The 13,347-nt window shown below is 72.3% G+C and carries 9 protein-coding genes; 5 read left to right on the forward strand and 4 right to left on the reverse strand.

Annotated elements, in window-relative coordinates:
• Positions 1 to 119 precede the first annotated feature (119 nt).
• A complete protein-coding gene (locus P696_RS0138875) occupies positions 120 to 962 on the forward strand; it encodes a tyrosine-protein phosphatase (protein ID WP_026416549.1) in 843 nt (280 codons plus the stop codon).
• A gap of 206 nt (positions 963 to 1,168) precedes the next feature.
• Positions 1,169 to 4,075, forward strand: coding sequence for a leucine-rich repeat domain-containing protein (locus P696_RS53430; RefSeq protein ID WP_051468835.1), 2,907 nt, complete (start codon positions 1,169 to 1,171; stop codon positions 4,073 to 4,075).
• A 55-nt stretch (positions 4,076 to 4,130) separates the two neighbouring features.
• On the opposite strand, the gene menD is transcribed toward P696_RS53430, so the two are convergent.
• The 3 genes from menD to P696_RS0138895 all read right to left on the reverse strand — a co-directional run bounded on the left by menD (position 4,131) and on the right by P696_RS0138895 (position 7,843).
• Positions 4,131 to 5,798 carry a 2-succinyl-5-enolpyruvyl-6-hydroxy-3-cyclohexene-1-carboxylic-acid synthase gene (menD, locus tag P696_RS0138885; protein ID WP_026416550.1) on the reverse strand — a complete coding sequence of 556 codons (1,668 nt, stop codon included), beginning with the start codon at positions 5,796 to 5,798 and terminating at the stop codon, positions 4,131 to 4,133.
• Positions 5,795 to 6,796, reverse strand: a complete 1,002-nt coding sequence (locus P696_RS51070) for an o-succinylbenzoate synthase (protein WP_245627996.1) — start codon at positions 6,794 to 6,796, stop codon at positions 5,795 to 5,797. The genes menD and P696_RS51070 overlap by 4 nt, the downstream gene beginning before the upstream one ends.
• 147 nt (positions 6,797 to 6,943) lie before the next feature.
• Positions 6,944 to 7,843, reverse strand: coding sequence for a 1,4-dihydroxy-2-naphthoyl-CoA synthase (locus P696_RS0138895; protein ID WP_026416551.1), 900 nt, complete (start codon positions 7,841 to 7,843; stop codon positions 6,944 to 6,946).
• A 160-nt stretch (positions 7,844 to 8,003) separates the two neighbouring features.
• Between P696_RS0138895 and P696_RS0138900 the strand changes: the two genes are divergently transcribed.
• The 3 genes from P696_RS0138900 to P696_RS0138910 all read left to right on the forward strand — a co-directional run bounded on the left by P696_RS0138900 (position 8,004) and on the right by P696_RS0138910 (position 12,229).
• Positions 8,004 to 9,179, forward strand: coding sequence for an AMP-binding protein (locus P696_RS0138900; RefSeq protein ID WP_026416552.1), 1,176 nt, complete (start codon positions 8,004 to 8,006; stop codon positions 9,177 to 9,179).
• A 125-nt stretch (positions 9,180 to 9,304) separates the two neighbouring features.
• On the forward strand, positions 9,305 to 10,450 hold the full coding sequence (locus P696_RS51075) for a cation diffusion facilitator family transporter (protein ID WP_084338877.1): 1,146 nt from the start codon (positions 9,305 to 9,307) through the stop codon (positions 10,448 to 10,450).
• Between the two features lie 252 nt (positions 10,451 to 10,702).
• Complete coding sequence (locus tag P696_RS0138910) at positions 10,703 to 12,229, forward strand: RNA polymerase sigma factor (RefSeq protein WP_026416553.1); 1,527 nt, start codon at positions 10,703 to 10,705, stop codon at positions 12,227 to 12,229.
• Between the two features lie 111 nt (positions 12,230 to 12,340).
• Here P696_RS0138910 and P696_RS0138915 read toward each other — a convergent pair whose 3' ends face one another.
• Positions 12,341 to 13,345 carry an ABC transporter permease gene (locus P696_RS0138915; RefSeq protein WP_245627974.1) on the reverse strand — a complete coding sequence of 335 codons (1,005 nt, stop codon included), beginning with the start codon at positions 13,343 to 13,345 and terminating at the stop codon, positions 12,341 to 12,343.
• Between the last annotated feature and the right edge of the window lie 2 nt (positions 13,346 to 13,347).

A 13,347-nucleotide genomic window follows, 5' to 3' on the forward strand; every position in this document is an offset into this window, starting at 1 on the left:
GGGCCCGTCCCGCACAGGAGGGCTGTCTCCCCGGTCGGGGTGGTGCTGGGCCCCGGGAGCACGGTCGTGCCAACCCCACCCCAAGAACTCGCCAATGCAGCCCTATAAGGTGACAAGTCATGAGCGAGCGCACTCGGTGGATCCGGCTGGAAGGGGCGGTCAACGCCCGGGACCTGGGCGGCCTGCCCACCGCCGACGGGCGCGCCACCCGCAGAGGACGCGTCCTGCGCGCCGACAACCTGCAGGAACTCACCGTCACCGACGTCCGCGTCCTGCTGGACGACTACGACCTGAAGAACATCATCGACCTGCGCAGCCACGCCGAGGTCCGGCTCGAGGGCCCCGGCCCGCTCACCCGCATCCCCTCGGTCACCCTGCACCACCTGTCGCTGTTCGCCGAGAACGGCCACACCACGCCCGACCTCACCCTGCCCGACCGCGTCATGGACGACCGCGCCACCGTGGCGGTCTCCGCCGAGATCGACATGGACAAGGTCCTGCCGTGGCAGACCCGCGAGCAGAACGGCGAGGACGCCAACCGGCCGGTGACCTTCTACCGCGGCTACCTGCGCGACCGCGCCGACTCGATCGTCGCGGCCCTGCGCGTCATGGCCCGCACCGACGGGTCCGCGCTCGTGCACTGCGCCGCCGGCAAGGACCGCACCGGCGTCGTCTGCGCCCTCGCGCTCGAGATCGCCGGGGTCACCCGCGAGGCGATCGTCGCCGACTACGCCCAGACGGGCGAGCGGATCGAGGCGATCCTGGCCCGCCTGCGGTCCAGCGACACCTACGCCGCCGACATCGACTCACGGCCCGCCGACAGCCACCACCCCCACGGGGTGATCATGGAGCGGTTCCTCGCCCGCGTCGACGACGAGTTCGGCGGCACCGCGACCTGGCTGAGCCGCCACGGCTGGACCTCCGAGGACACCCGCGCCCTCCGCTCCCGCCTCCTCGACTGACCACCCCCGCCCCGCCGAGCCCGGCCCGGAGCGGCCTCGCCGTGTTCGCCCGATCCGGCCGCGGCCCCGGCAGAACCGGTTTCCCCGAGGTTCCACAACGGCCCCAGGCGGACGCGCCCAATCGGCCATAATTGCCCCGCGTTCGATCAAGATCGTCGAGTCGCGCATCGCCGGGACCGGACGACATCCGACACTCAGGGGCCAGCATGACCATCGACGAGACGGCGCAGGAACAGGCCACGGCACGCATCGCCGAGGCGGTACGGAGCGGGCGGACGTCGGTGAGCCTCCGGGGGCTCGGCCTCGCAGCGCTTCCCCCGTCGTTGCTCGGCCGCACCGGCCTGACCACGGTCGACCTGTCCCACAACCACCTGACCGAACTACCGGACGACCTCGACGCCATGGCCGGCGTCACCGACCTCGACCTGTCGTCCAACCGGCTGCCCGCGCTCCCGGACGCGATCGGCGGGCTGACCGGCCTCACCCGGCTCGCCCTCGACGACAACCGCGTCCTGGACGCGCTGCCGTCCTCGGTCGCGGACCTGACCGGCCTGACCGAACTCACTCTCGGAAACAACCGGTTCACGGCGCTGCCCACGTTCCTGGGCCGCCTCACCCGGCTGGTCCGGCTCGACGCCGACAGCAACCAGCTGACCGGGCTTCCGGACACGCTGGCGAACCTGACCCGCCTGGAACGGCTCCACCTGAGCTTCAACACCCTCGGCGCCCTGCCCGCATGGCTGTCCGGCCTCACCACGCTGACCAGCCTGCACCTGAGCTACTGCGGGGTCACCACGCTGCCCGCATGGATCGGCGACCTCACCGCCCTGGACAGCCTCGGCCTCACCGTGAACGGCCTCACCGAACTACCGGACACCATCGGCCGCCTGACCGCGCTCACCCACCTGTCACTCGAGGAGAACCACCTCACCGCAATCCCGGACGCGATCGGCCGCCTGCACCGGCTGGAGCACCTCGGCCTGGGGAACAACCGCCTCACCGCGCTTCCGGACGGCATCGGCGACCTCACCGACCTGACCCACCTCATGCTCGACCGCAACGCCCTCACCCGGCTCCCGGACACGATCGGCCGGCTCCGAAACCTCAGAACCCTGCACCTGACCGACAACCACCTGTCCACGCTGCCGGGCACCATCGGCGGTCTCACCTCCCTGACCGTCCTTCCGGCGTCCGGCAACGCGCTCACCGAACTGCCCGACGGCATCGGCGACCTCACCCGGCTCACCGACCTCCAACTGTCCGGCAACCGACTCACCCGCCTCCCCGAACGCCTCGGCGACCTCCCAGCGCTGACCAAGCTCGGACTCGGCGGCAACCGGCTGACGGCGCTACCGGAATCCCTCGGCAGGCTCACCGCCCTCACCGAACTCAACCTGGGCGGCAACCGCCTCACCCGCCTTCCCGCCTCGATCAGCGCACTCACCGGCCTCACCACCCTCGAGGTGTACGGCAACGACCTCACCGGCGCGCCGCCCACGATCGTCCCCGAGGCCGCCGCGCGGGTGTCCGGCGACCCGTCCCGGTACGGGTACGCCCAAGCACCCCGGACCGACCTCGGCGACGCCGCGGACCGCCGCGTCGAACTCGCCCTCCGCTCGATCACCGGCATCACCGGCGGCCCGATCCCGCAGGACGCGCTCGACGCCGTCGACGGCCTGTGCCTGGAGGCGCGCGCCACCACCGACCTCGGCCCGCTGTCCGGCCTGCGCCGGCTGCGCTGGCTGTCGGTCGAGTCGCGGACACCGCTCGACGTCACGGCACTCGTCGACGCGATCAGCGGCGCGGACGACCTCACCGACCTGACCATCACGGCGCCGATCACCGACATCGCCCCGCTCGCGCGCCTCCGCGGACTCCGCACCCTGCGGCTCGGCAACACCCGGGTGGTGGACGTGTCGCCCCTGGCGGGCCTCACCCACCTGCACGACCTGGGCGTCACCGGCGGCCCGCTCGCCGACCTCACTCCGCTGGCCGCGCTGCCGCTGACCCGCCTGTTCGCCTACGACACGCAGGTCACCGACATCACCCCGCTGGCCGACATGCCCCTGCTCCAGGTGCTGGGCCTGGCCGGCTGCCCGATCCGGGACCTCGCCGCGACCGCCACGATGCCCGCCCTGCACTTCGTCAACCTCAACCGATGCGAGGCCGCCGAGTTCGCGGGCCTCGCCGAACGCCTCCCGCACGTGACGTTCGAACGCCGCGACGAACCGCCCGCCGGAGCTGGCCCGTCCACCGCGCCCGGTCCGGTCGGCGACGTCGACGCCCTGCTCGCCAGGTTCCGCGACAGCGACGACTTCAACGAACGCTGGGAGATGCGGGCCGCGCTGCTCGCCACCCGCTCCCCGGAGGCGATCCAGGAGGCCATCCGGTACTCCGAGCATGCCCCCTACACCGTCCGCGGCCTGTTCTTCCGGGACGGCGTCGGAGACCTGCCGTTCGCCGCCAACCCGTGGAACATCCAGCCCGACGCCGGATGGCCGGCCGCGCTGGAACACCTCTGGGCCCCGGTCGCCGACCGCGCGCCGAACCTCGTCGCCGCCCTCCGGGACCGCACCCTGGCACTGGCCCTGCTCACCGACCCGGACGGCCGCGCCGCCCTGGCCTACCTCGCCTGGCAACCCGAGTACGACGACCCGGACGCCTACGGTGAACCGATCACGCTCGACCAGCTCGCCGACCCGGGCCACGACTCACACCCGCACATCGTCCTCGGCGCCGCGCCACGGACGATCGACCCCGCCACCGTCCTGCCGGTCCTGGCCGGTCCCGTCCCGCGGCCGGTCCTCGACTTCTGGTCGGTCCACGCAGGGCTCGGCCGCCTCCACCCGACCTTCGACCAGAACGTCCTCGACTTCTTCGACGGCCGCCTGGACGAGGCCACCCGCCGCCTCAACGGGCTTCCCCCCGACCGGTTCGTCTTCCAGGCCGCCTGGACCGACTTCCAGGCATTCCTGTTCGACCTCGACGTCCTGGACGACGCCGGGCACCCGACCGTCGCGTCCTGGGCGTTCAAGGACGGCGACGACGTCGGCGGGCACGAGTCGTTCTGGGACTGGGCCGACGACACCGGCATCGACATGGCCTTCTACTGACCGCCCGAGCCCGCCCCCGGCCCCGGCTTCGCAGCGCCGGGGGGCAAGCGGCGGGTCAGACGAACAGGTCGCGGACCGCGGCGTGCGCGGCCTGCCGCATCTCCCCGTGCAGGACGGCGTTCACCTCACGGTCGGTCCGGGCCTCCACCACCCGCAACCCCTCACCCGCGATCACCTTCGGCAGATCCGCCGCCGCCTCCAGCCGCCGGTACGGCACGCCGTGCGCCCGCACCAGACCCTCCAGATCCACATCCTGCGGCGTCCCGAAGACCCGCTCGAACGGATCCCGCAACGCCGCCTGCGGCAGCAACGAGAAGATCCCGCCGCCCCGGTTGTTCACCACCACGATCGCCAGATCCGGACGCCGCTCCCGCGGCCCCAGCACCAGACCGTTCTGGTCGTGCAGGAACGCCAGGTCACCCAGCAGCGCGTACGACCGGCCCGAATGCGCCAACGCCGCGCCCATCGCCGTCGACACCAGCCCGTCGATCCCCGACGCGCCCCGACTCGCCATCACCCGGATCCCGCGCCGCGGCCGCATCACCTGGTCCAGGTCCCGGATCGGCATCGACGCGGCACTGAACAGCATCGACCCACCCGGCAACGCCGCCGCCAGATCCCGCGCCAGCCGCGGCTCGGTCACCCCCGGCGCCTCGTCCAGCACCCGGTCCACCGCCGCCGCCGCGACCAGATCCGCCGTCCGCCACGACTTCAGCCACGCGTCGTCCCCCGACACCACCGGGATCTCCACGTCCTGCGCCACCTGCGTCGCCGACCGCACCGGATCCGGCCACCGCGACAGGTCCGGCGACAGCACGATGTGCTCCTCCGCCCGCCGCAGCAACGCCAGCAAGGGACGCGACAACCCCGGCTTCCCCAGCGTCACCACCACCTCCGGACGATGCCGCTCCACGAACTCCGGCACCCCCAGCAGGAAATGATGCGACGTCAACGCGTGATCGCCGTACCGCGCGTTCCCGTTCGGCTCCGACAGCACCGGCCAGCCCGCCATCGACGCCGCCGCCACGTACCGCTTCACGTTCGTCGCGCCGTCCCCGACGACCAGCACACCCCGCCGCGTCGGCGGCACATGCAACACCGAACCCGGCGTCGCCGCCCGAACCTTCGTCCACGCCCCCGTCGCGTCACCGTCCAGCGGCTCACACCACGACTCGTCCCCATCGGGAATCAACGGCTCCCGGAACGCCACGTTCAGATGCACCGGCCCCGGAATCGGCGCCAACGCCAAACCCCACGCCCGCGACACCAGCGACCGCCAGTACGCCACCATCCCCGGACGGTTCTCCGGAACACCCACATCGGTCGACCACCGCGCGGCCGTCCCGTACAACTTCACCTGGTCGATCGTCTGGTTCGCGCCGGTGTCACGCAGCTCCGGCGGACGATCCGCCGTCAGCACCACCAGCGGCACCCCCGACTCGTGCGCCTCGATCACCGCCGGATGGAAGTTCGCCGCCGCCGTCCCGGACGTGCACACCAACGCCACCGGACGACCCGACCGCTTCGCCAGCCCCAGCCCCAGGAACGACGCCGACCGCTCGTCGATCCGCACATGCAGCCGGACCCGGCCCTCCACCTCCGCGGCGTGCAACGCCAACGCCAACGGAGCCGACCGCGACCCCGGAGCCAGCACCGCGTCGGTCATCCCGCACCGCAGCAGCTCGTCGACCAGCACCGTCGCCAGCGCGGTGGCCGGATTCATCGCACGTTCCCTTCCCGCGCCGCGTCTCCCCTGTCCCCACCGGGGGCGGGAAGCGAACTCAGATAACCGGACGCGCCGTCCCCGGCCGCCACCAGAACCTTCTCCGCGTCACCCAGACGCTCCCGCCAGGCCGCCGACACGTCCGCACCGGCCTCCACCGCCGCCAACGCCAACGGATCCACGTCCGGACGACGCACCGCGATCTCCCCGCCCACCGGCGCGAGCGGATCGTCCACCACATCACCGGTCAGCAACGACAACGTCCCCAGCCCACACGCGAACGGCAACTCCGGCAACGCCGCGGCCAACGCCACCCCCGCCGCCAGCCCCACCGACGTCTCCACGGCCGACGACACCACCACCGGCAACCCCGTCGCCTCCGCGACCCGCAACGCCGCACGCACCCCGCCGAGCGGCTGCACCTTCAGCACCGCCACGTCCGCGGCGCCCGCCGCCCTCACCCTCAACGGATCCTCCGCCCGGCGGATCGACTCGTCCGCCGCGACCGGGACATCCACCCGCAACCGCACCGCCGCCAGCTCCTCCAGCGACACGCACGGCTGCTCCACGTACTCCAGATCGAACCGGTCCAGCGCACGCACCATCCGCACCGCGTGCTCCACGTCCCAGCCGCCGTTCACATCCACCCGGACCCGGCCCTCCGGACCCAGCGCGTCCCGGACGGCCTCCACCCGCGCCATGTCGTCCGCGTCGCCCTGCCCCCGCTCGGCGACCTTCACCTTCGCCGTCCGGCACCCCGACGCCCGCACCATCTCGAACGCCCGCTCCGGACCCACCGCCGGAACCGTCACGTTCACCGGCACCCGGTCGCGCACCGGCGCCGGCCACCCCTCGAACGCCGCCTCCCGCGCCGCGGCGAGCCAGCGGGCCGCCTCCTCAGGGCCGTACTCGGCGAACGGGGAGAACTCCCCCCACCCCGCCGGCCCCCGCAGCAGCACACCCTCCCGCCGCGTCACACCGCGGAACCGCGTGCGCATCGGGATGGAGAAGACCCGCACCCGCTGACCCCCTGCCGTCGAGCAAGACCGACCACGACCCTGTGCCGGACCGGCGCCCAGACCATCGTCCGGGGCTCCGGACCATCATCCGGACCACGCCCCGGCCCGTCACACAGAACAGAACAATTAGTAGTACCACGGGAAACGCGACCAATCAGGGTCACGCTTCTCCAGGAACGCATCCCGCCCCTCGGCCGCCTCATCGGTCCCGTACGCCAGCCGCGTCGCCTCACCCGCGAACACCTGCTGACCCACCATCCCGTCGTCGACCGCGTTGAACGCGAACTTCAGCATCCGCTGCGCCGTCGGCGACTTCCCGTTGATCTTCGCGCCCCACTCCAGCGCCACCCGCTCCAGATCCGCGTGCGGAACGACCGCGTTCACCATCCCCATCCGGTGCGCGTCCTCCGCCGAGTAGGTGTCCCCCAGGAAGAAGATCTCCCGCGCGAACTTCTGCCCCACCTGCCGCGCCAGATACGCCGACCCGTACCCGCCGTCGAAACTCGCCACGTCCGCGTCGGTCTGCTTGAACCGCGCGTGCTCCCGGCTCGCGAGCGTCAGATCCGCCACCACGTGCAGACTGTGCCCACCCCCGGCCGCCCACCCCGGCACCACACAGATCACGACCTTCCCCATGAACCGGATCAGCCGCTGCACCTCCAGGATGTGCAACCGCCCCGCTCGCGCCGGATCGATCGTCGCCGACGTCTCCCCCTCCGCGTACTTGTAACCGTCCTTACCGCGGATCCGCTGATCACCACCCGAGCAGAACGCCCACCCGCCGTCCTTCGGCGACGGCCCGTTCCCCGTCAGCAGCACACACCCCACGTCCGACGACATCCGCGCATGATCAAGAGCCCGGTACAGCTCGTCCACCGTGTGCGGACGGAACGCGTTCCGCACCTCCGGACGATCGAACGCGATCCGCACCGTCCCCTGATCCACCGCCCGGTGGTAGGTGATGTCGGTGAACCCGAACCCCTCCACTTCCTTCCACGCCGACGCGTCGAACAGCTCCGAAACCATGGGCCCCTCTTCACTCAGATCCGATGACGATCACCCGGCGCGACCGGAACACCCCGGCCCCGCCACCCCGGCCGCACTCCCCACGGCCGCCGGACGCCCCCCATTCAACCGCCCCGCCGATGTGAACGCGTTCAACAGGGTCGCCTAAACTAGGCCCGCCATGGAAGATCGCCGCCTGCACGCCCTCGTCCTCCCGCCCGGCCCCCGCCTCCTCCAGGCCCTCGAAGCCGCCCTCGACGGCACCGGCCCCGCGATCTGCCCCCTCGACCCGGCCACCCCTGCCCCCACACTCCGCGCCACCCTCGACGCCCTCGCCCCCCACACCGTCGAAACCCCCGACGGCACCACCCCGCACCACCCCGGCAACGGCGCACCCCCACCCACCCCCGTCGCCCCCGGCACCGCCGTCCTCATCGCCACCTCCGGCTCCACCGGCACCCCCAAATTCGTCGAACTCCCCACCCACGCCCTCCACGCCTCCGCCACCGCCACCGCCACCCGCATCGGCGCCACCACCACCGACCGCTGGCTCTGCTGCCTCCCCACCAGCCACATCGCCGGCATCCAGGTCCTCGTCCGCGCCCTCCTCGCCGGCACCACCCCCCACATCCACCCCCGCTTCGACCCCGCCCACATCACCACCACCGACGCCACCCTCATCTCCCTCGTCCCCACCCAGCTCCGCCGCCTCATGGACACCGGAGCCGACCTCACCCGCTACCGCGCCATCCTCCTCGGCGGCGCCGCCGCACCCCACGACCTCCTCGAAAAGGCCCGCGCCGACGGCGCCACCGTCCACACCACCTACGGCATGAGCGAAACCTGCGGCGGCTGCGCCTACGACGGACTCCCCCTCGACGGCGTCACCCTCGACCTCGCCCCCGACGGACGCGTCCGCATCGCCGGACCCGTCCTGTTCACCGGCTACCGCCTCAACCCCGCCCTCACCGCCCAGACCCGCGACGGCCACTGGTACCTCACCCAGGACCTCGGCGCCCTCGACGACGGACGCCTCCGCATCCGCGGCCGCATCGACGACATCATCAACACCGGCGGCGAAAAGGTCGTCGCCGGAGACGTCGCCGCCCGCCTCACCCACCACCCCCGCGTCGCCGACGCCGTCGTCGTCGGACGCCCCGACCCCGAATGGGGCGAACGCGTCACCGCCGTCATCGTCCCCGACGGCCCCGCCCCCACCCTCGACGACCTCCGCGCCTGGGTCCGCGAGACCATGCCCGCCCACGCCGCCCCCCGCGAACTCGACCTCCGCACCGCCCTCCCCCTCCTCCCCTCCGGAAAACCCGACCGCGCCGCCCTCCGCGCCCCCGGCCACTGACCCCCGTCAGCCGCCCCCGCCCGCTGACGCCACCCCTCACTCGCCCCACGCTTGCCGCCACCACCGCCGGGTAAACACCTCGATGCCGTCCGTGACCGCCCGCCCGGACGCGCGAGGAGGAACCCATGACCCCGAACGCGGACCACGACCCCACCGGCAAGGGCGACCGCGCCGACGCCACGGACGCGACGGCCCCCGGCAGCCCGGACGAGCACCCCGCACCCACGGGCACCCCGAGCAGGAGCGCCTCAGACAAGGGCGCCTCGGACAAGGCCGGTGAGAGCACCCTCACCGTCGCCCTCGCCCTCGCCGCCAACCTCGGCATCGCCGTCGCCAAGATCATCGCCGCGGTCATGACCGGCTCGGCCTCCATGGCCGCCGAAGCCGCCCACTCGGTCGCCGACACCTTCAACGAGGTCCTCCTCATCGTCGGCCTCCGCCGCTCCGAACGCCCCGCCGACCGCGCCCACCCCCTCGGCTACGGCAAGGAGCGCTACATCTGGACCCTCCTCGTCGCCGTCGCGATCTTCGGCATGGGCGGCCTGTTCGCCTTCCACCAGGGCTACGAGACCCTCGTCGGCCACCCCCAGGAGGCCGACCCGCTCGCCGGCTACATCGTCCTCGGCGTCTCCCTCGTCCTCGAGTCGATCTCCTGGCGGCAGGCGTTCGGCCAGGTCCGCGCCGACGCCCGCGCCGAACGGCGCCCCGTGATCGACCACATCCGCGGCACCGACGACCCCACCTCCGTCAGCGTCCTGCTGGAGGACTCGGCCGCCCTCGCCGGCCTGCTCATCGCGTTCGCCGGGATCGGCCTGCACCAGCTCACCGGCAGCGCCCTCTGGGACGGCCTCGGCTCCATCCTCATCGGCGTCCTGCTCACCGCCATCGCGCTGATCCTCGGCCGCATCAACCTCAACCTGCTCGTCGGCAACCAGGCCGACCCCCGCGTCGTCCAGGACGTCCGCGACCGCCTCGCCGCCGCCCCCGAGGTCGAGTGGGTCGTCGACATCGTCACCCTCACCTTCGGCGCCGACCAGATCCTGGTCTGCGCCCGCCTGGACTTCCGCGACGACCTGGGCGCCGCCGACGTCGAACGCGCCTGCGTCCGCATGTCCCACGAGCTCCGCCACGCCCACGAGAAGATCAACGAGGTGTTCCTCGAACCCGTCCCCCGGGACGACCCGGACCTGCGCAGGCGCGTCATCGGCCGCTACGGCATCCCCCTGCCGCAGGACTCGGCGGGGGACCCTCCCCCGACGTCGTGGAAGTGACGTATCAGACGTTGGACGAGCTCTTCCCGCCGCCGGTCTTTACGTAGTAAGGTTCTGTGGTAGGGCTTTTACCTGCGACGTTTCCCGAGGTGCGGCGCAATCCCCTCGGGCCCCGCGACACGCCGGGCACCGCACCGCCGGGAACAATGGCCCCCTCTCGCGACGTTCCGTCTAATGCGCGCGTCACCAGAGGGCGAGCACCAGGGAGCAAGCCTCCGCGCCGCCACACCACGGAAGGAGGGGGCTGTCCTCATGCCGCGAACCGTCGCCGAGACCCCGCTCACCGAGACGCCGAGTCCCGCGCTCGACGATCTCCTCGAGCGCGGCCGTGCCCAGGGGCGCCTCTCACTCGACGAGGTGCGCCGGGCGTTCGAGGCCGCCGGAATCAGCCCCGGCCAGGGCCGGTCGATCCTGCGTGAGCTGTCCGAGGCCGGGATCAGCCTGGCCAGCGAGGACGAGACCGCCGCCAAGCGGACCGCGAAGGCCGCCCGGACGGCCAAGACGCCGACCACGGCCGGCAACGCCGGGAAGTCCACCCGGACCACCCGCACCGCCAAGGCATCCGACACCATGAACCCCACCGATCCCACCGAGATCACCGACCCCGCCAGCGACGCCGAGGGCGACGAGGCTCCCGCCAAGCCCGCTCCCCGCGCCACGCGGAAGACCGCGGCCAAGCCCGCCGCCGCGAAGAAGGCCCCGGCCAAGAAGCGCGCCACCGCGGCCAAGACCGCGGTGAAGGCCGCCCCCGAGCCCGAAGCCGACGCCCCCGGTGACAACGAGGACGAGGACGACGCCGCCGACGGCGCCTTCGAGCTGACCGAGGTCGAGGCCGCCGAGCCCAGCGCCGCCGACCTGGACGACCAGTCCACCACCATGGGCGACTCGGTCCACACCTACCTCAAGGCGATCGGACGCCGCCAGCTGCTCACCGCCGAGCAGGAGGTCGACCTCGCCAAGCGCATCGAGGCCGGCCTGTACGCCGAGCACCTGCTCGAGGACGAGGACCTGCCCGACAAGTACCGCATCGAGCTGGAGTGGGTCGCCGGCGACGGCCGCCGCGCCAAGTCCCACATGCTCGAGGCGAACCTGCGCCTGGTCGTGTCGGTCGCCAAGAAGTACTCCGACCGCGGCCTGTCCCTGCTGGACGTCGTCCAGGAGGGCAACCTCGGCCTCATCCGCGCCGTGGAGAAGTTCGACTACTCCAAGGGCTACAAGTTCTCCACCTACGCCATGTGGTGGATCCGGCAGGCCATCCAGCGCGGCTTCGCCGACTCGGCCCGCACCATCCGGCTGCCCGTCCACGTCCTGGAGATGCTGAGCAAGCTCAGCCGCGTCGAGCGCGACATGCACCAGCGGCTCGGCCGCGAACCCACCCCGGAGGAGCTGGCCCTCGAGCTCGACAAGAGCCCCGAGCAGGTCCGCGAGCTGCTGCGCACCAGCCGCCAGCCGATCAGCCTCGACTCCACCATCGGCGAGGACGGCGAGACCCGCATCGGCGACCTCATCGAGGACACCGACAGCCCCGAGGCGTCCGAACTGGTCGACCGCCAGCTCATGGCCGACCAGCTGCGCCGCACCCTGGACATCCTGAACCCGCGCGAGGCCAAGATCATGGCGATGCGGTTCGGGCTGTACGACGGGACGCCCCGCACCCTCGACGAGATCGGCAAGGCCCTCGGCCTGACCCGCGAGCGGATCCGGCAGCTGGAGAAGGAGTCGCTGTCCAAGCTGCGGCACCCCAGCAACGCCCAGCCGCTCCTGGACTTCGCCGTCTGAGCACCCGCCCGGACGGCCGTCCGCCGCCCTCGTGAACAGGCCCCCGCGATCCGCTTGGACCGCAGGGGCCTGTTCACGTCCTCGGGCGGCGCCACCCGCTGGACGGAGCGCCTACTCGGAGCGGCGGAACTCGATGATCGCGACGCCCATCAGGACCAGTCCGATCAGGAGCACCAGGACGATCTCCAGTCCGACCGGCACCCGCCAGCCCCACCAGGTCACGCCCGGGTCGAACGTCCGGCGCAGCTCGGGCGTCAGCGCCAGGCGCGAGAAGATCGCCTGACGCAGCGGGTCCACCGCGTAGGTCAGCGGGTTGAACCGGGTCAGCACGGTCAGCCACGCCGGAAGGCCCGACAGCGGGTACAGCGCCCCGGACAGGAACATCATCGGCATCAGGGCCATCTGCATCAGCGCGAAGAACGACTGCATGCTCTTGATCCGCGCGGCCATCATCACGCCGAACCCGGTCAGCGCGAACGCCCCCAGGAACATCAGCCCGAGCAGCTCCAGCAGCAGCACCGGATCGTAGGGGACGCCCGCCAGCCCGGCCAGCGCCAGGATCACCGCGCCCTGCAGCGTCGCGACCATCGCGCCGCCGATGCACTTCCCGACCACGATCGACGACCGGCTCACCGGCGCGACCAGCATCTCCCGCAGGAACCCGAACTCCCGGTCCCACACGATCGACCCGGCCGAGAACATCGCGGTGAACATCACCGTCATCGCGCAGACGCCCGGGAAGATGAACGTCTTCAGGTCCACATGCGTCCCGGCCGGGCCCGCGCCGCGGCCCGCCGTCATCAGGCTCGACAGCCCGGTGCCCATCACCAGCAGCCACAGCACCGGCTGCACCAGCCCGGACACCATCCGCATCCGGTCCCGCCCGTACCGGATCAGCTCCCGGTGCAGGACGATCTTCACCGCGCGCAGGTCGTGAACGAAGCTGCGCTCGGGCACCGCGACCCGCACCACGGGCGCCGCGCCCGCCCGCGCGCCCCGCGCCTGGTCCCGCTCGGTCGTCGTCACCGGATCCGCCTCCCTCACCGTGCCCGCGTCGTCCGATGCTTCCGCGTCGTCCGACGTTTCCGCGCCGTCCGGGGTGTCCGTGTTCTCCACGG

The sequence above is a fragment of the Actinomadura oligospora ATCC 43269 genome (assembly GCF_000518265.1).
GTDB lineage: Bacteria > Actinomycetota > Actinomycetes > Streptosporangiales > Streptosporangiaceae > Spirillospora > Spirillospora oligospora.

Bases quoted from the DNA above. Each gene is read 5' to 3' on its own strand.
- P696_RS0138895 (WP_026416551.1), bottom strand. From the start codon at position 7,843: ATGGTTTCGGAGCTGTTCGACGCGTCGGCGTGGAAGGAAGTGGAGGGG.
- P696_RS51070 (WP_245627996.1), bottom strand. From the start codon at position 6,796: ATGCGCACGCGGTTCCGCGGTGTGACGCGGCGGGAGGGTGTGCTGCTG.
- P696_RS0138900 (WP_026416552.1), top strand. From the start codon at position 8,004: ATGGAAGATCGCCGCCTGCACGCCCTCGTCCTCCCGCCCGGCCCCCGC.
- P696_RS51075 (WP_084338877.1), top strand. From the start codon at position 9,305: ATGACCCCGAACGCGGACCACGACCCCACCGGCAAGGGCGACCGCGCC.
- P696_RS0138910 (WP_026416553.1), top strand. From the start codon at position 10,703: ATGCCGCGAACCGTCGCCGAGACCCCGCTCACCGAGACGCCGAGTCCC.
- P696_RS53430 (WP_051468835.1), top strand. From the start codon at position 1,169: ATGACCATCGACGAGACGGCGCAGGAACAGGCCACGGCACGCATCGCC.
- P696_RS0138875 (WP_026416549.1), top strand. From the start codon at position 120: ATGAGCGAGCGCACTCGGTGGATCCGGCTGGAAGGGGCGGTCAACGCC.
- menD (WP_026416550.1), bottom strand. From the start codon at position 5,798: ATGAATCCGGCCACCGCGCTGGCGACGGTGCTGGTCGACGAGCTGCTG.